20 protein-coding genes are annotated in these 16,768 nt (G+C 66.7%); 5 read left to right on the top strand and 15 right to left on the bottom strand.

The genetic code is table 11. The annotated features are described in order from the left end of the window. Window positions 1-14: 14 nt before the first annotated feature. On the bottom strand, window positions 15-356 hold the full coding sequence (locus GOACH_RS04165) for a DUF1801 domain-containing protein (protein ID WP_040517719.1): 342 nt from the start codon (window positions 354-356) through the stop codon (window positions 15-17). Window positions 357-397: 41 nt separating this feature from the next. Here GOACH_RS04165 and GOACH_RS04160 point away from each other — a divergent pair, with 41 nt between their 5' ends. Then, a complete protein-coding gene (locus tag GOACH_RS04160; protein ID WP_245551802.1) occupies window positions 398-1,303 on the top strand; it encodes a cation diffusion facilitator family transporter in 906 nt (301 codons plus the stop codon). Here the strand turns inward: GOACH_RS04160 and GOACH_RS04155 are convergent. The 10 genes from GOACH_RS04155 to GOACH_RS04110 form a co-directional block, all read right to left on the bottom strand. Further along, window positions 1,290-1,856 carry a putative immunity protein gene (locus GOACH_RS04155; protein WP_245551801.1) on the bottom strand — a complete coding sequence of 189 codons (567 nt, stop codon included), beginning with the start codon at window positions 1,854-1,856 and terminating at the stop codon, window positions 1,290-1,292. The genes GOACH_RS04160 and GOACH_RS04155 overlap by 14 nt on opposite strands. Continuing rightward, a complete protein-coding gene (locus tag GOACH_RS04150) occupies window positions 1,844-2,350 on the bottom strand; it encodes a peptide-methionine (S)-S-oxide reductase (protein ID WP_005170981.1) in 507 nt (168 codons plus the stop codon). Before GOACH_RS04150 ends, GOACH_RS04155 begins: the two co-directional genes overlap by 13 nt. 123 nt (window positions 2,351-2,473) lie before the next feature. Beyond that, window positions 2,474-2,980 (bottom strand): acetyltransferase, encoded by a 507-nt coding sequence (locus GOACH_RS04145; protein ID WP_040517592.1) that lies wholly within the window; start codon window positions 2,978-2,980, stop codon window positions 2,474-2,476. 203 nt (window positions 2,981-3,183) lie between these two features. After that, on the bottom strand, window positions 3,184-3,486 hold the full coding sequence (locus tag GOACH_RS04140; protein WP_005170974.1) for a HigA family addiction module antitoxin: 303 nt from the start codon (window positions 3,484-3,486) through the stop codon (window positions 3,184-3,186). Then, on the bottom strand, window positions 3,473-3,754 hold the full coding sequence (locus GOACH_RS04135) for a type II toxin-antitoxin system RelE/ParE family toxin (protein WP_005170972.1): 282 nt from the start codon (window positions 3,752-3,754) through the stop codon (window positions 3,473-3,475). Before GOACH_RS04135 ends, GOACH_RS04140 begins: the two co-directional genes overlap by 14 nt. A gap of 103 nt (window positions 3,755-3,857) precedes the next feature. Continuing rightward, a complete protein-coding gene (locus GOACH_RS04130; RefSeq protein ID WP_005170966.1) occupies window positions 3,858-4,475 on the bottom strand; it encodes a LysE family translocator in 618 nt (205 codons plus the stop codon). A 78-nt stretch (window positions 4,476-4,553) separates the two neighbouring features. Next, entirely contained in the window at window positions 4,554-5,465 is a 912-nt protein-coding gene (locus GOACH_RS04125; RefSeq protein ID WP_005170965.1) for a helix-turn-helix transcriptional regulator, read from the bottom strand. A 110-nt stretch (window positions 5,466-5,575) separates the two neighbouring features. Continuing rightward, on the bottom strand, window positions 5,576-6,655 hold the full coding sequence (gene ychF, locus GOACH_RS04120; RefSeq protein ID WP_005170963.1) for a redox-regulated ATPase YchF: 1,080 nt from the start codon (window positions 6,653-6,655) through the stop codon (window positions 5,576-5,578). Between the two features lie 11 nt (window positions 6,656-6,666). Further along, entirely contained in the window at window positions 6,667-7,941 is a 1,275-nt protein-coding gene (locus tag GOACH_RS04115) for an AI-2E family transporter (RefSeq protein ID WP_040517588.1), read from the bottom strand. A gap of 51 nt (window positions 7,942-7,992) precedes the next feature. Continuing rightward, complete coding sequence (locus GOACH_RS04110; RefSeq protein WP_040517586.1) at window positions 7,993-8,400, bottom strand: hypothetical protein; 408 nt, start codon at window positions 8,398-8,400, stop codon at window positions 7,993-7,995. Window positions 8,401-8,468: 68 nt separating this feature from the next. Between GOACH_RS04110 and GOACH_RS04105 the strand changes: the two genes are divergently transcribed. The 4 genes from GOACH_RS04105 (at window position 8,469) to GOACH_RS04090 (ending at window position 13,237) form a co-directional block, all read left to right on the top strand. After that, window positions 8,469-10,040, top strand: coding sequence for a DNA-3-methyladenine glycosylase 2 family protein (locus GOACH_RS04105; protein WP_005170956.1), 1,572 nt, complete (start codon window positions 8,469-8,471; stop codon window positions 10,038-10,040). A 54-nt stretch (window positions 10,041-10,094) separates the two neighbouring features. Then, window positions 10,095-10,694, top strand: coding sequence for a methylated-DNA--[protein]-cysteine S-methyltransferase (locus GOACH_RS04100; RefSeq protein ID WP_005170953.1), 600 nt, complete (start codon window positions 10,095-10,097; stop codon window positions 10,692-10,694). Window positions 10,695-10,758: 64 nt separating this feature from the next. After that, window positions 10,759-11,973, top strand: a complete 1,215-nt coding sequence (locus GOACH_RS04095; RefSeq protein ID WP_005170950.1) for a DNA recombination protein RmuC — start codon at window positions 10,759-10,761, stop codon at window positions 11,971-11,973. A 34-nt stretch (window positions 11,974-12,007) separates the two neighbouring features. Next, window positions 12,008-13,237 (top strand): DUF6542 domain-containing protein, encoded by a 1,230-nt coding sequence (locus tag GOACH_RS04090; RefSeq protein ID WP_245551799.1) that lies wholly within the window; start codon window positions 12,008-12,010, stop codon window positions 13,235-13,237. A 21-nt stretch (window positions 13,238-13,258) separates the two neighbouring features. Here GOACH_RS04090 and GOACH_RS04085 read toward each other — a convergent pair whose 3' ends face one another. The 4 genes from GOACH_RS04085 to GOACH_RS04070 form a co-directional block, all read right to left on the bottom strand. After that, window positions 13,259-13,837 carry a nucleosidase gene (locus GOACH_RS04085; RefSeq protein WP_005170945.1) on the bottom strand — a complete coding sequence of 193 codons (579 nt, stop codon included), beginning with the start codon at window positions 13,835-13,837 and terminating at the stop codon, window positions 13,259-13,261. Then, a complete protein-coding gene (locus GOACH_RS04080; protein WP_005170942.1) occupies window positions 13,837-14,613 on the bottom strand; it encodes a fructosamine kinase family protein in 777 nt (258 codons plus the stop codon). The genes GOACH_RS04085 and GOACH_RS04080 overlap by 1 nt, the downstream gene beginning before the upstream one ends. Beyond that, window positions 14,610-15,551, bottom strand: coding sequence for an SDR family oxidoreductase (locus tag GOACH_RS04075; protein WP_040517712.1), 942 nt, complete (start codon window positions 15,549-15,551; stop codon window positions 14,610-14,612). The genes GOACH_RS04080 and GOACH_RS04075 overlap by 4 nt, the downstream gene beginning before the upstream one ends. Window positions 15,552-15,623: 72 nt before the next feature. Further along, a complete protein-coding gene (locus GOACH_RS04070; protein ID WP_040517711.1) occupies window positions 15,624-16,685 on the bottom strand; it encodes an N-acetylmuramoyl-L-alanine amidase in 1,062 nt (353 codons plus the stop codon). Window positions 16,686-16,768 lie beyond the last annotated feature (83 nt).

The following is a 16,768-nucleotide window of genomic DNA, read 5'->3' as shown; positions in this document are numbered from 1 at the left end:
GGAAATCGTGGGGCTCACGCCCGATTGAGTGCTATCGCCGCCTGCACAAGCGCGACGAAGGAGTCGGCGTCGAGCTCGTCGTTCTCTTTGATGTCGATCGCGCGTCTGGTTCCGGCGGTGAGGCTCGCGTTGAACACGTGCGCGGGATCGGGCAGCGACGCCCCCTTGGCGAAGGTGAGCTTGATCTTGTCCTTGTAGGTCTCGAGTGTGCAGATCAGTCCGTCTGCCGAAAACGTGGGCACACCATCAGGATTCGACGGCTTGCGCCACTTGATCTCTTCGACGATGTCGGGGTCGGCCCGCATGATCAGTGACCGCATCTCGTCGACTCTGGATTCACGCCAATCGCCTGCCATGTCGGTCACGGTAGCCGGTCGAGTCATGCGACACTGCGAAGGTGTCTGACGGAGTAGCAGGCGAGAGCAGAGCGCTGAAAACGAGCCTCGTCGCCACCGCAGTGCTCGGCGGTGGAGCGGTGATCTGGGGCGTGATCAGCGGCTCGAGTGTGGTGTTGTTCGACGGCATCTACATGCTCGCGGGAATCGCGCTCGTCGGGACGTCGATGGTGGCCGCACGCGCCGCGGCTTCGCCGCCGAGCGTGGAGTTCCCGTTCGGCAGACACGGCGCGACGGCGCTCGCGGTCGCGCTGCAGGGCACGGCGCTCATAGCGACTCTCACCTACGGCGTCGCCGACGCCGTGTCGGTGATCATCGCGGGTGGCTCCGACGCCGATCCCGGATCGGTGGCCCTCTACGGTGTCGTCTCGGCTGCGCTGTCGCTGCTCGTCGTCGTGCTGTTGACTCACCCGGCACGGACGTCGCAGTTGGTCAGGGCTGAGCTCGTCGGCTGGCGCGCCGGGACCCTGATGAGCGTGATGGTCGCGATCGGCGGTGGTATCGCACTCGCGCTCCGGCATCACGGTGCCGCATCGGCTGCCGCCTACGTCGATCCGACGCTGGTCTTGATCGCTTCGGCAGCCATCGCGCCGATGGCGGTCAAGCTCGCACGACAAGCCATTCGCGAGCTGATGGAGGCCGCTCCGCCCGACGAACTGAGCGCGATCATCGAGCAGACCGCCGCCGAGGCCACAGAGCACTTCGACCTCGCTGACCCGGTCATTCGCGCCACACGACTCGGGCGAAGGCTCTACGTGGAGATCGATTACCTTGTGTCGCCCGGCGTCTGGAGAGTCGAAGAGGAAGATCAGGTGCGCCGTTTCATCGTCGACAGACTCGCCTCCACCGAACATCAGGTGTGGGCGACGGTGGAACTGTCCACCGACCGCTCACTCATGGAGGACTGACCGGAGGATCTGCGCATCCCGTCTGCGCCTGGATGGCGCGGATCGTCGTACCGAGGACGCCGCGGCACAGCAGCCCGGGCCCGAGAGGACCTGACGAATCGGAGCCGAGCGACGGAAGTCGACGTAACGCCGACCGCTCCTTCTCCGTCAACTCCTCTATCTGCCAACGGATCTCGGCATCCACTGCGTGCGGATCGCCGGGTTTCGCAAGTCCAACCGCCTTCACCGCATACGCTGCAGCACCCAGTGCGTGCGCGCCCATGTGGGCGACCGCAGATGCCTGCGCGACCGACCGGGCGGCAGCCGCACCCGCGGGTGTGGTCGCCTGCTTCGCGGCCTTCACCGCCTGCATCCGCTTGGCGATCTCCTCGGCGGCTGTACTGTCGCCGTCGGCATACGCACGGGTTCGGGCGACGGCGTCGTGAATCGCATTCTGCGCGTTCGCGTCGGCATCGAACAGCGAGACGACACGCTCCGCACACGCGACCGCCCACCGTGCGAGCACGCGACGGTCGGCGTCGTCGAGTGTCTGCACCGAGTTCACAGAGCACATTCGTCGACGGACGTGCTGCGGTACCTGGTCAGCACTTCCGCAGGAATGTGGCAGGAGTCCTCGGGACAACGGGCGAGTCGGTGCTGATGTTCGTCCGCGCTGCGCACGTAGTTGGCGAGAGGCAACGTTTCGACGACGACGAGTTCGGCGTCGTCCCTCGCGGCGATGAACTCTCGCGCCTGCTCCAGATGCGTCGGGTTGTCGGAGTACACGCCGGTGCGGTACTTCTCGCCGACGTCCGGACCCTGTCGGTTCACGCTGTACGGGTCGATGATCTCGAAGAGATACGCCATCAGTTGCGCGACGCCCACGACCGTCGGGTCGAAGCGGGTCCGCACACATTCGGCATAGCCGTCGTACTCACCGTCGAGCGACTGCCCGGCGCCGTTCGCTCGTCCAGCCTCGGTGAAGAGCACCCCCGGCAGGGTCGAGACGAAGGCCTGAACGCCCCACAGACAGCCGCCCGCCAGATAGATTTCTTCGGTCTCGCCCACGTGCCGATGCTACGACGCGTTGTGGACGTCGACGCTGCAGCGCTCGCCGCCGCGGCATGCATAAGTGTCACGGAGGTGTGGGCGTCGACCGGCCCCGCACGCTTCCAACACGTAGCCGGGCGGCTACACGGTGAACCGGAGCTCGACTGATTCGGGCTCTGCACCCGCGCCGCGGAACGCCATGTGGAGGATCGGGTAGGGGCGACCCTGATCGTCCAGCTCGCTCCGACCGACAACGATGAAACCACGTCGGCGGTAGAAGTCGACCGCCGACGCATTCTGCTCGTTGACATCGACGGTTCGCACGCCGCACTCCGCGAGGGCGAACGAGAGCAGGCGGGTACCGATCCCCTGGCCGCGGTGCAGCGCGTCGACGAACAGCATCTCGAGGCTCTCCCCTGAGACTCCGGCGAACCCGACTGGGAGCCCATCCTGATCGGCAACGTGGAGGTCGACGTGCGGCAGGTAGTCGGAAGCCAGGTGCGATTCGATCTCGTCACGATCGACCTCGGCGAGGAAGTCGTGGGTGGCGTCGACCGCACTGCGCCAGATTGCCACCAGGCGCGGGTACTCCCCCGGGCCGGCCGCCCGACGGATCACCGGCTGGGCTCCGCCCCTCGAAGCGATCACTTCCTCGGGCCCCTACACGTTGGAACGGAACTCCACCGAGATCCGGCAAACGCGCCCCGTCGAAACCCGCACGTAGGCACCGTGATGATCGAGGGAATCAGTGCTTGGCACACACGAGTCACCGCATCAGGCAGCGCCATGCGGTGTCCAATTCCCAGGAAACCGGATATGGCTGACGCAGCATCCGATCACATGCGTCATGTTCACGCGAGCGCCAGCGGGGTGATCGATGCGATCTGCTCCCCTGCGGCGTCCTCTGCGCGGTCGAGCTCGTAGTGGCTCTGCAGGTTGATCCAGAACTCCGCCGACGTACCGAAGTACTTCGCAAGGCGCAGAGCGGTGTCCGCCGTGATGCCACGCTTGCCGTGCACGATCTCGTTAATCCGCCGAGGCGGCACACCGATCGATACGGCGAGCTTGTTCTGCGTGATGCCGAAGCCCTCGATGAAGTCCTCCATGAGAACCTCACCCGGGTGAATCGGCTCGATCCTGTCAGTGGTAGTCAACGATCTGCACCTCCTCCGGTCCGGCGTCGGTCCACACGAAGCAGACCCGCCACTGGTCGTTGATCCTGATGCTGTGCTGGCCGGCCCGATCACCCTTGAGAGCCTCGAGCCGGTTGCCGGGCGGGACGCGGAGGTCCTCGAGTGACTCCGCCGATCCCACCTGACGAAGCTTGCGCAGTGCGACGCGATGGATCCTCGGATCCATCGACCGCACACGCTCACGGCGCCACAGCCGTTCGGTTTCCTTGCTACCGAACGATCTGATCACCCAGACATCATATAACGGAATCCGTCAATAACGCTAGGCGTTAAATCTGAACTCCATTGAGTTCCGGCACGGAGAAACCTCTGGGCCGGGCCGAGACCGGTGCTCACCCGAGCAGCGTGCGGAAGGCCGTGACCACGGCACCCGCGCCGAACAGGGCGACGACGATCGCGGCGAACCGCGTGACCCAAGGGAGCGCACGGTCGAGGACCGCGCGGTTGCGGGGAGCTCCCATCAGCCCGGCGACGAACAGGTCCCAGCCCAGCACGACCGCGAACATCCAGACCCCGTACACAACCTTCAGACCGGGGGACACGCTCGTCGTCGCTGCCGCGAGGCTGACGTAGAACAGCAGGTTCTTCGGGTTAAGCAGGCCCGAGGTCAGTCCCAGCCCGAAGTTCTTCCCCCATGCCGCACGCCCTGCAGCCCCGCCTCCGGCGGTCCTGATCGCGTTCCGCGCCCGCCAGAACGCAACTCCCATCCACACGAGGAAGACACCGCCGGCGAGTTCGACCATGGCGAGCACGACGTCGTCGCCGATCAGGGACAAGCCGCCGAAGGCTGCGGCGATGAAGATCGCGTTCGCGGTGGCGATCCCGACGCACGTGCCGCTGGCGACCCGCCACCCGTGGGCCGCGGCGGTGCGCACGACGAGGAAGAAGTCGACGCCCGGGATCAGGAGGGCGAGAAAGTGGGCGAGGGCGACGGCGACGAACTGTTCCATGGAGCTTTCGAACGGCGAGACGAGGGGACCCCATCACCCTCGCGCCGCGATGCGCCGCGCGTCTTGGACGAAATTGCGTCAGCCTCGATAGCTTCCGGGCGTCGCCGCGACGTACTGCCGGAATACTCGGTGGAGGTGGCTCTGATCCGAGAAGCCCAGCGCGTGCGCGACGGATGCGATGGGCTCACCGCCGCGCAGCATGGCTCGGGCCCGCACGACGCGCGCGTTGTTGCGCCACGCGATCGGGGTGAGGCCCGTGGCCGACCTGACGGCGCGGATCAGCTGGAAGCGGTTCATCCCGACCAGCCCGGCGAGGTCATCCAGCCGCGGATCCTCGACCTGCTCGGCGAGCACCTCGAGCACCGGCTGCAGATCGGTCGCGATCATCGCGGAGGGCCGAGGCTCGAGAAGCTCCGGCGTCGTCAGCCTGGAGAAGGCTCGGCACAGGAGCCGACGGAACGCCGAGAGGTCGTCGGGCGCGTCGTAGAGCAGCCCATTCGCGTCAGAGAAGAGGCGACGCGCGTCGCCATCTCGATGAACCTGGATCGTCCCATCGAACGAGGCGTCGCGCGGCCAGATCCGAGTGCGCAGCCAGTCTTCGTCGAGAAGCATCATCTGATACACCCACCGCCCGCCGACCGGGTTGCACCGGTGCAGGTGCCCCGCCGGGATGAGCACGACGTCGCCAGCCTCGAGCATCACGGGAGTTGCGGATCGCCCAACGAATTCGCTCGTGCCCTCGTCGATGATCCCGATCGCGAAGCGATCGTGCGTATGCAACCTATAGCAGGAGTTCTCCCTGCACGACCGCCGCGACTCGACCTCGAGAAAGCGTGGGTCGTGCCAGAACTCTGGCTGCACGGTCCCCCGCCCCTGCTGGCCCGGCACCGCGGCCCGAACCGCCGCGCCGACCGCCCCGGGGGCTCGTCCACCGTAGTCGGTCTCCGGGACGCCGGGCCCTGTCTCGATGAGTGTCGACGCAGTGACCACAATGGCAACTGTAAGTGGTGACCGCTCCTCGCAGAAGCACCGGGGTCCTGCACGACACGTCGCGCAGGACCCCGGTGATGTGCGATGTATATGCAGGTCAGACCAGGTAATTACACGTTGAACCTGAATTCGACGACGTCCCCGTCGTGCATGACGTAGTCCTTGCCCTCCATGCGGACCTTGCCCGCGGCCTTGGCGGCCTGCATCGAGCCGGCGGCGTCGAGGTCGTCGAACGACACGATCTCGGCTTTGATGAAGCCCTTTTCGAAGTCCGTGTGGATGACGCCTGCCGCCTTGGGTGCGGTGTCGCCCTGGTGAATCGTCCACGCGCGCGACTCTTTCGGGCCCGCGGTGAGGTACGTCTGCAGGCCGAGCGTGTGGAATCCGGCCCGTGCCAGTGAACGGAGGCCCGGCTCGTCCTGCCCGATGGAGTCGAGCAGTTCCTGGGCGTCGGCCTCGTCGAGTTCAAGCAGTTCACTCTCGACCTTGGCGTCGAGGAACACCGCGTCGGTGGGAGCGATGGCGGCCTCGAGCTCGGCCTTGCGGGCGTCGTCGGTGAGGATCGACTCGTCGGCGTTGAACACATAGAGGAACGGCTTGGCCGTCATCAGGTGCAGTTCGCGTACCGACGCCAGATCGAACGAATCCTTCTGCGAGAACAGGGTTTTGCCCGAGTCGAGGACCGCCTGGGCCTTCTTCGCGGCGTCGAGCACCTCGGCCTGGTCCTTGTTCTTGCGGGCTTCCTTCTCCAGCCGCGGGATGGCCTTCTCGAGCGTCTGCATGTCGGCGAGGATGAGCTCGGTTTCGATGACCTCGATGTCGGCGAGCGGGTCGACGCGGCCATCCACATGCACCACGTCGTCGTCGGCGAACACGCGAACGACCTGACAGATGGCGTCGGCCTCGCGGATGTTGGCGAGGAACTGGTTACCCATGCCCTCGCCCTCGGAGGCGCCCTTGACGATGCCCGCGATGTCGACGAACGACACGGTGGCGGGCAGGATGCGCTCGCTACCGAAGATCTCGGCGAGGCGCTCGAGGCGCTTGTCGGGCAGCTCCACCACTCCGACGTTGGGCTCGATCGTGGCGAACGGATAGTTCGCTGCGAGGACGTCGTTGCGGGTCAGTGCATTGAAGAGGGTGGACTTGCCGACGTTGGGAAGTCCGACGATGCCGAGGGTGAGACTCACGGGTGTCCAGTCTACGGTGACGCGTCGGCGTCGTTGTCGTCGCCATCTCCGGCGTCGGGAGGCTCCTTGTCGTCGGGCACTCCGACGTTCTCGGTCACGGGAGCGCCCTCGGGCGGAATCGTCTCGCCTGCTCGCTTGGCAATCTGTTCGTTCAGATACCGCAGCACGACGGTGAACGTGGCCGCAGCGGGGACCGCGAGAAACGCGCCGGTGATGCCGAAGATCGAACCGCCGAGTGTCACCGCCAGCAGCACGATGACAGCGTGCAGGTTCATCGACTTGGCCTGTAGCCACGGCTGCAGCACGTTCCCCTCGAGCTGCTGAACACCGATGATGATGGCGAGCACGATGAGAGCAGTGGTCAGACCGTTCGACACGAGCGCGATCAAAACAGCGAGCGCTCCGGCGACGAACGCGCCGACGATCGGGATGAAGCCGCCCATGAAGGTGATCACCATGAGAACCCCGGCCAGCGGCACCTGCAGGATGAACAGACCGATTCCGATGAAGGTGGCGTCCACGAGACTGACGATGGCCTGAGTACGGATGAATCCGCCGAGCGTGCTCCACATTCGGCGCAGCACCTCGCTGATGTGCGTGGCAGACGGATGCCCGACGGTTCGATCGATCCACGGCGTGAACTTCGGCCCGTCCTTGAGGAAGAAAAAGACCAGCACGATCAGGGTGAACAGCGTGACCAACAGCGACGTCGCCGTCCCGACACCGCTGAACACGCCCGAGGCGATCGTCGCAGAGCTCGACTGCAGCTTGTCGACGATGGCGTGGACAGCATTGTCGATCTGCTCATCGCGGATATTCAATGGCGGCCCCTGCGCCCAGTCCTGCAGTCGCCGCAGACCGTCGGTGGCGCGCGCAGCCAGCTCAGGAGCCTGCCTGACCACCGAGGGAACGATGAGGGCGATGACCGCTGCGACGACGCCGATCGCGATCACCATCATGAGCAGCGCCGCCGCCGCAGGCGGAACGCCTTTGCGACGCAGCCACCCGACCGGTGGCCAGAGCACGGTGCAGACGATGATCGCCAGCAGCACCGGCAGCAGCACCACCCACAGCTTGCCGACGACCCACAGCAGCACCCACACCGCCGCCACGACGAGCACCGACTGCAGTGCGACGATCGCAGACTCCCGCAGACCCTCACGAACCACCGACATCCGCGTCGGATACGTCTTTGTAGGGCTGCTCTCTGCCCCTGCGGGGTGCGGCTCGGGCGCAGCGGACGCGGAAGCAGCCTCAGCGGGCATGCCATCTGACGAAGCAGTCACGCGACGATCCTCACACGAGCGGGCACTCTCGCGCGAAAGGCGCTCGGCGCGTCAGTGTCGTGCGAACGTTCGTTTGAGCCAGCGCAGTAACGCGTTGATCGCTTCGATCTCGGCAAGCATCGGGGTCAGAATCTCCGGCGGTACCGAATCGTCGTGGGCGCTGTCGGCCGACCGTACTGAGCCATCGCGATCCGACTCGGGATCGTTGACGCGTCGGATCTCCGTTCGGCCACCGAGTGCACTGCCCTGTCCCCCGCCCACCGGCCGCGTGCCGTTCTGGCCGCCGAGATCATCGTCGAACCACTTCGGTGGCGTAGAAGCCTGCTCCGCCAGGACACTGTCGACCGTGTCGGAGCCGTACAGTCCTCGCAGGATGTCCAGGCCCCACTCGGGATACTCCGCGAGCGGGAGTTCACGGTTGCGACCTCGATGTCGGAAACCTCCGAACGGTGTGCCCATGCGCAACATGGTGCCACCGAAATGTAATCTGCGTCACGTTTTGAGCGTATTGCTACGCGCCGGTAGCAATGGCCGATTTCCGCCAGAGTCGACCCGGACGACTGTGCCACAGTGAACGTGTGAACGCCCCGGTAATCGCCTCTGACCTCGGGTTCGACTCCTGCTATCGCGCGCTGTCGGCGCGTGATCGCCGATTCGACGGCCAGTTTTATGTCACCGTGCATACGACGGGCATCTACTGCCGACCGTCGTGTCCCGCTCCGACACCGCGTCCCGCGAACGTCTCGTTTGTACCCACCGCGGCGGCGGCCCAGGTGCGGGGTTTTCGCGCGTGCCGACGCTGCGCCCCGGACGCAGTTCCCGGCTCACCGAGATGGAACTCCGACGCCGACCTCGGCACACGTGCGATGCGACTGATCTCCGACGGCCTGGTGGAGCGCAGCGGTGTCGACGGCCTCGCCGCGGCGCTCGGCTACTCCGTCCGCCATCTCAACCGAGTGCTGACAGCAGAGCTCGGGGCAGGCCCACTCGCTCTCGCCCGTGCGCACCGCGCGACAAACGCATGCACGCTCATCCAGCGGACGTCGATGCCGATGGCCGACGTCGCGTTCGCCGCGGGTTTCTCGAGCGTGCGGCAGTTCAACGACACCATCCGCGACGTCTTCGGACTGACGCCGACGCGTCTGCGGGCACTCCGCGGCGGCGGTCACCCCGACGCCGAGGTGGGCCGGTTCTCCGACGCCGGAGGCATCTCCTTGCGGCTCCCGTACCGCGATCCGTTCGACGCGTCGTGGCCCGCGACGCTGTTGGGCGCCCATGCCGTCGACTCGCTGGAGGAATTCACCGGGAATCCCTCGGGCGCCTGGACGTTCTCGCGTGTCCTCTCACTGCCCCACGGGCACGCCCTTCTCCGGCTCTCGCCCGGCCCCGAGTCCGATCGGCGTGGCGGATTCATCCGGGTCCGCCTCGCACACCTCGACACCCGGGATCTCGGTGCGGCGGTAGCGCGCGTGCGCAGACTTCTCGATCTCGACGCCGACGCCGACGCAGCCGACACCGTGCTCCGCGCCGACCCCATACTCGCGACGCTCGTCGACGCGAGGCCGGGCATTCGTCTGCCCGGATCGCCGGACCCGACGGAAGCGCTGATCCGCACGATGATGGGTCAGCAGATCAGCGTGCGCGCGGCGCGTCATCACGTCGGCGAGTTGGTGGCTGCTCTCGGCGAACGGACCGGATGGAGTGACGGGCCCCATCGTGCCTTTCCGACGGCGACCGCGATCGCCGAGAACGGGAGATCGGTACTGCGCGGGCCGCGTACACGCGTCGAATCCGTGGTCGCCGCGGCGTTGGCCCTCGCCGAGAATTCAGTGGAACTCCACCCGGGGGTCGATGCGTCTGAGTTGCGTGCTCGTCTCCTGGGTTTGCGGGGAGTCGGCGCCTGGACGGCCGACTACGTGACCATGGTCGTCACCGGCGACCCTGACACCCTGCTCCACCACGACCTCGTGGTGCGGCACGCGGCAGCCGATCTCGGCGTTGACCTCGCCGCGACTCAGGGGTGGGCACCGTGGCGCTCCTATGCATCGATGTATCTGTGGCGCCATCGGCTCGGGCCGCAGCTCGGCACGGTCTGCTGACCTGTCGGGGTCGTGTGTCGGAGCAGTCCTGTACCGGCACACCAGAGGAGCACCGTGAGCACCACCGACACCGACAAGAGGTCCGCGGTTGATACCGCTGTGACCGCAGATACCGAGCCGCGCACACACGCTGCGCCGGACGCAACCGCCGCGCACGTCACCGTCGCCACGCCCACCGGACCGTTCACCGCCGTCGTCGACGACACCGGCGCGGTGCTCGCGTCCGGCTGGACCGACGACGCGGCGGCATTGCTTCCGGGAGTTCATCCGACGCTGCGTCCGTCGTCGTCGCAATGGTCCTCCGAGCTCACAACCGTGAGCGACGCGGTCAACGCCTATTTCGCCGGCGACCTCGGGGCGATCGACTCGGTGCCCGTACGGCAGCGATCGGGCCCGTACGTGGAGGCGGTGTGGGGCGCGCTGCGGCAGATCGCCGCCGGTCACCCGCTGACCTTTGCGACACTCGCGGACGCTGCCGGACACCCGACGGCGATTCGCGCCACCGCCGCGGCGTGCGCACGCAATGCCGTGACCCTGTTCGTCCCCTGCCATCGCGTGCTTCGCCAGAACGGCACCATCGCCGGGTTCCGCTACGGCGCAGCGCTCAAGCAGTGGTTGCTGACCTACGAAGACGGCGGGACCCCGACCTACTGACACGAACGGGACGCTGACCTGGGGCGACACGAGTTTGTCGGTGCCTCGTAGCACGATCGAGGCCATGTTGTCCGTCACCGCCGCCTTGTTCGTGGGTCTGTTGATCGGTGCCGTGCTGGGTTGGTTGGCCAACGCGTCACGCTCCTCCGCCGCGGTGGCGGCCGCGCGCACTGAGGCGGACGCACTGCGCAGTTCCCAGGAACTCGCAGCGCGATCGCTCTCAGCGGCCAGCGAGGACGCCGCACGCAGACAGTCGACGGCCATCGGGACGCAGGTCAACCACATCGTCGAGCCGTTACGCGGCGTACTCGGCCAACTGTCGGAGGAACTGCGCAGGGTCGAGCGCAGTCGGATCAGTGCGTACTCGGGCCTCACCGAGCAGGTGCGCGGCATGCACATCGCCTCGCAGCAGCTCTCCACCGAGACCCGCGCACTGGCCAACGCGCTGCACACTCCGCACATCAGGGGCCGCTGGGGCGAGCTACAGCTCGAGCGGGTCGTCGAGTTGGCCGGCATGAGCGAGCACTGCGACTTCAGCACGCAGGTGTCGGCCGAGTCGGATCTCGCGGGGCAGGTTCGTCCCGACATGGTGATCCATCTGGCAGGTCAACGCGAGATCGTCGTGGACGCGAAGGTCCCGCTGCACGCCTACCTGGCGGCCGCTGACTGCACGGACCCGGACAAGCAGGAAGCGCATCTGAACGACCACGCACGCGCGGTCCGTTCGCACATCACGCAGCTCGCGTCGAAGTCGTACTGGACCGCGTTCGCGAACACCCCGGAGATGGTCGTGTTGTTCGTGCCCGGCGACACCATCCTCGACGCCGCGGTGCGCGCCGACCCGGGCCTCATCGAGTTCGGCTTCGCGCGAAACGTCGTGGTGACGACACCGACGAGCCTCGTGGCCCTGTTGCGCACAGTCGCGTTGGGGTGGCGCCACGACGCACTCGCGGCCGACGCCGCTGTGATCCGCGAGCTGGGCGTCGAGCTTCACCACCGCCTCGGCTCTGTCCTCGGACACCTGGACAAGATGGGTGTGTCGCTGCGCCGGGCGGTGGAGTCGTTCAACTCAACGCTGGGCGCGGTCGATACCCGAGTCGGGGTCACCGCGCGCAAACTGGCATCGCTGGAATCGCTCGGAATCTCCGCCGAGACGACGCAGCCCGGCTCCGTCGACATCGGCGTCCGCTCGACGCCCGGAACGCCCGTCTCGTCGTCAGAGCCCGATTCGTCAACACCCGACGAACCAGACGCGCACGCAACATCGCCATCTGGTTGAGGGAAATCTGCGGATCACCCGGTACCGTCTAGGAGTGCCTTTCCCGCAGCGAAGCCGCTCCGCGGTGCCCGTCGACCAACAGTCGGTACTGCCCAACGTCCGGGGTATCCCCTGGTGGGGCGCTGTTGTGGTGGCCGCGGTGTTCACCGCCGTCGGGGCGATCATCGACGCCAACCAGAGCGACGGCCTCGGTGCGGTCTTCAATTTCTTCTACCTCGTCGGCTGCGTCGTCGCAGTCCTCACGGTGCGCAGACGGGCACTGTTCACCGCCGTAGCCCAACCTCCGCTGATCGCTTTCGGTGTGGGTGTCATCACCCTGTATGGCCTCAACGCCGACGAGGCGTCGGGCCTCAAGAGCCTGATCTTCAAGGTTCTGCTACCGATCGCCAACGATTTCCCGTGGATCCTCGTCACCTTCCTCGTCACGCTCGCGCTCGGAGTGGGCCGGTGGTACATCACGCGCCACCAGACTCCGACCGATTCGCCCGCACCGACGCGTCGCAGCCGCACGGCCCGAACTCAGCACACGTTCAAGAACCCGCCGTCGAAGAACGACGAGGCGAAGGGTGACAGGGCGAAGGGTGCGGCCGCACGAAGCCCCGAATCGCGACGTTCTCGTGCCCGGAGTTCCGACGCCCCGCGTCCTGAGAGCAGCAATTCGCAGCGCCGAAGTGCGCAGAGCAAGAGTTCGCGGGGCGGTGATTCGCCGCGCGGGGACGCGCCCGCGTCGAAGCGTAAGTCGCAGCACAGCCCGCAGTCGGGCGAGCCGAAGCGGTCGCGTTCTCCACAGCGTTCCGGCGATTCCGCCGCGTCCCAGTCCACCGCATCCCCGTCTGCCCGGTCGCAACCCAACGCGACGCCTCGCAGTCGCACGGCGCCCGCGACCGCAGCACCGACCAGCGATGCGCGTCCGCGGCGTCGAACCGCTGGTGAACGAGCCGCCGGTGAGCGATCTGCGGGAGACAGAACTGACCAGACCCGCGGCAGGCGGGATCAGGCCCGCGAGCGCCCCGCACCCGACGACCGCGAACGCCCCGGGCGTGAGGATGCCCAACGCCCGCGTCCGCCGAGGAGTGCGTCGTCGCAGAATCAACGCCCGCGTGCCACGGCGGGACAGGTCCAGCGCAGCGCGGCGGGCGAGCAACTCGACGGTGCCCCATCGGCTCACGCCCAGCCGGCAGCAGATCTCGACCGGTACGAGCCCGCGACGCGATCGAACGGTTCGGCCGTTTACCAGACCACCCGCGCCCGCAATCAGCGCTGAGAATCCAGTGCAGAACGCGGTTCAGTGAACTCCGTCGACGAGCCAGCCACCGAGTAGTCGAGCCGCATCGTCGACCAGCGACGGCCAGTCCATCGCCTGTTCGTCGGCGCCGTCGCTGACCACTTTCACCAGTCGACACTCGACGTCGAATGCGGCAGCCACGTACGCGATGGCGCAGCCTTCCATGTCCACCAGGTCGGCGTGCTGGGCCAGACTCGAGCGGCGCACCGGGTCGGCGACGAATGTGTCCCCGGAGGCGAGGACCGAGCCGTCGCCACCGGCGATCTCCCACCGGTCGATGAGCGGGTAGCCCATCGCGCGAAGTTCAGCGGCGCTGATGTCGTGTTCGACGACCACCGACGGCAGGAACAATCCGGCGTGATGATCGTGCAGCGCACCCGCGGTACCGATATTCACGATGAGCCGTGTGGGCGGCGCCGACGGGTCGGCGAGCATCCGCGTCAGTGCCGCTGTGGCGCGCATTTTGCCGATACCGGTGATCAGCAATCGCGCGCCCGACGGCACATACCGCGCCTCCGCTCGGGTCGCCGAGACGATCAGAACCGACGGATCGAAGTCGCCCTGGCCAGGCGTCGACATCATCCGCCACCTCCCGCGAGCTCCAACGTCTTCCGTGCGGCGTCGCCGAGCGCGACACCGTAGCCGGGTCCATGTCGTACCGAGTGCACCGCGAGCGGGTGTAGTTGATGCATGGGGATTCGTTGCCTGAAGCCGTCGGTCAACGGGTGCCGCCGCTGATAACCGTCGACGATGCTGTCGAGGTGAGGGCATCCGAACAGCGCGAGCATCGCGAGGTCGGTTTCGCGGTGTCCCCCGTGGGCGGCCGGATCGATGAGCACTGCACCCTCGGGTGTCCACATGACGTTTCCGCCCCACAGGTCGCCGTGCAACCGAGCCGGTGACGCGCCGTCGTCGAACTTCCCGGAGGCGATCAGATCGCAGGCATCGCGCGTGAGCTCTGCGTCGCGCGCGCTGACGTTGCCTGCGGCGATCCCTGCCTCGAGGAATGGCAGGACGCGCGCCGACGCATAGAACTCACCCCAGCGGTCGAGCATCACGGTCGGCAGCGGCAGCTTCCCGATGAACTGCCTGCCGTCGTAACCGTCTGGTAGAGAGCCGAATGCGTCGGCTCCCGCGTCGTGGGTACGGGCGAGCATGTCGCCGAAGGCCTCGGCCGCCGCCACGGTTGGGCGTGTTGTCGTCACACGCTGCGATTCGATTCTGTCCGCCGACACCGAGATCACCTCGACGACGCGAGCACCCCCTGCCGACAGCCACCGCAACGATGCCGCTTCGGCCGCGAAGAAGTCCGGATCAGTTTCCGGGCCAGCGGTTTTGACGAAGGAGTCGTTCACCCGCGGTCCGCTGCGGTCCCCGACTGAACGTTCTGCGCCGACCGCGTCTCGAGTGTGCTACCCGCCACCCGTGCGAGATGATCGAAACGATTGTTGGCCACTCGCATGACGATCTCGTACGGCAACGCGAACTTGCGCGCCCACCAGAATCCGAATCGTGTGTCGAAGGAGGTGTAGACCATGAATTTGTTCTTTCGCACACCGGCGAGGATCTTGGCCGCCGCCGTCTCCGGCGGGACGGACACACGGTGAAATTGACTGATGGCCTTGGCAATTCGCGGATCATCCCGATCGACGCCGACGATGCTCACCGTGTTGACGAGTGGCGTGGCGACAGCACCGGGGCACACGAGTGAGACACCGATACCGTGGCGACGCAGGTCATATCTGAGAACCTCCGAAACGCCCCGGATGCCGAACTTGCTGGCGCTGTAGGCCGCATGCCACGGAAGTGCGAGAAGCCCTGCGGCTGACGACACATTCACCAGGTGACCGCCGTGGCCGCGTCGAACCATCTGCGGCACAAAGGATTCGATGATGTGGATAGGACCCATGAGGTTGACGTCGACCATCGACCGCCAGTGCTTGTGCTGCAGGTTCTCCACGGTGCCCCACACCGAGATGCCCGCGATGTTCATCACCACATCCATCACGCCGACCTCGGCGTCGACCTGACGGGCGAACGCGGACACCCACTCGTAATCGGAGACGTCGCCGGCGAGGTGGAACAGCACGGTGCCGCCGGTCCCGGTGATCGAGGCAACCACCTCGTCGAGCGGCTCGGAATGCAGATCGGTCAGGACCAACTCGGCGCCCTCGGCCGCTGCGGCTTCCGCCGTCGCCCGGCCGATCCCACTTGCCGCGCCGGTGATCAGCACCTTGCGACCGCGCAGCGACGGCACCGGCGTCTTCATGACGACGAGATCACGGATACCCATGGTTTCCAACAGTAGCTGGCGACCCACGGCGGCGAGTGGCTACCGGACGATCAGGGAACGGCCGGTACGGCCTCACCCGACGGGCAGTTTGCCGTCGAAGAGCCCGTAGATCACGTCGAGCATCGCGTTGAGCACCTGTGCGGACACGTCGGGCCCCTCGGAGAGCAGCAGCTGCGTGATCTCCTTCGGGTCGCCGGACTTCAACAGCTGCTGAACGAACGGGATGACCAGCGACAGCCCGCCGTCAGAACTGGGAGAACTCGACGGCGGTGTGGCGGGCGGCTTGTTGAGCGTGTCGACCGACGGCGCCGCAGCACCCGGATGCGCGTAGTTGAGGATGCCGTTGGTGATCGCCATCGCGTACTTCAACTGGCCGTCGCGTCCGGCGAGTGCGGCAGCCTCGCTCGGGTTCGACAGGTTGCCCATCTCGATGAACACGGCGGGCACAGTTGTCAGATTGACCGCGGCGATGTCGGATCGCGTCTGGATTCCGTTGACCACGCCCGCATAGTTCGCCGACGCGAAACCGGCCTTGACGAAGGCGTCGCGCATGACGTTCGACGCCTTGCGACCCTCACCACCCTGCACCGCATTCGCCTTGGCGTCGGGCAGCGGCAGCGAGGGCACGATCATGTGAAAGCCCTTCTTCGTCGCATCAGCGCCGGCCGTCGTCGAGTCCGCGTGCAGACTGACGGCAACCGCAGCACCCGATCGGCTCGCGGCAGCAGCGCGTTCGTCGACGCAACCGCCCCAACCGGTGTCATCGGGCCTGCTCAAGACGACCCGCGCGCCCTGACTTTCCAGGCCGGCCTTGACCAGCTGCGAGATCTGCCAGTTCACCGTGTGCTCAGCCGCACCGTTGACGCCGGTGGCACCGGTCGTCTGGCAGTCCTTCTTGCCTCCGCGGCCGTCGGGGACCTGTGCCGACAGGCTGTGGCCTGCGGAGCCCCCCTGATGTCCGGGATCGAGAAACACCGTCTTACCCGCAAGGGCGGTGCCGGTTGCCGACGGCGCAGCGGGAGCAGCCGTCGCGGTTCCTGTCCCCGTCGCGACGGTGACGGTTGCGGTGGCCGCAAATGCGAGCGCGGCGGCAGCAGCAGACACACGGGTCCGCAGGTGTCGTTTCTGGGTCATCACGGTTTCGGGCGCGCATTCGGCTTCTGCCGAGCGCACCTCACTCCTTCCAAGACGCAACACTAGTCACAACAGTCACAGCT

This window comes from Gordonia aichiensis NBRC 108223, assembly GCF_000332975.1.
Taxonomy (GTDB): Bacteria; Actinomycetota; Actinomycetes; order Mycobacteriales; family Mycobacteriaceae; genus Gordonia; species Gordonia aichiensis.
This window is presented reverse-complemented; position numbering and strand designations above follow the sequence as displayed.

Bases quoted from the DNA above. Each gene is read 5' to 3' on its own strand.
- GOACH_RS04095 (WP_005170950.1), top strand. From the start codon at position 10,759: ATGTTGTCCGTCACCGCCGCCTTGTTCGTGGGTCTGTTGATCGGTGCC.
- GOACH_RS04130 (WP_005170966.1), bottom strand. From the start codon at position 4,475: ATGGAACAGTTCGTCGCCGTCGCCCTCGCCCACTTTCTCGCCCTCCTG.
- GOACH_RS04070 (WP_040517711.1), bottom strand. From the start codon at position 16,685: ATGACCCAGAAACGACACCTGCGGACCCGTGTGTCTGCTGCTGCCGCC.
- GOACH_RS04075 (WP_040517712.1), bottom strand. From the start codon at position 15,551: ATGGGTATCCGTGATCTCGTCGTCATGAAGACGCCGGTGCCGTCGCTG.
- GOACH_RS04110 (WP_040517586.1), bottom strand. From the start codon at position 8,400: ATGGGCACACCGTTCGGAGGTTTCCGACATCGAGGTCGCAACCGTGAA.
- GOACH_RS04105 (WP_005170956.1), top strand. From the start codon at position 8,469: ATGGCCGATTTCCGCCAGAGTCGACCCGGACGACTGTGCCACAGTGAA.
- GOACH_RS04165 (WP_040517719.1), bottom strand. From the start codon at position 356: ATGGCAGGCGATTGGCGTGAATCCAGAGTCGACGAGATGCGGTCACTG.
- GOACH_RS04085 (WP_005170945.1), bottom strand. From the start codon at position 13,837: ATGTCGACGCCTGGCCAGGGCGACTTCGATCCGTCGGTTCTGATCGTC.
- GOACH_RS04155 (WP_245551801.1), bottom strand. From the start codon at position 1,856: ATGTGCTCTGTGAACTCGGTGCAGACACTCGACGACGCCGACCGTCGC.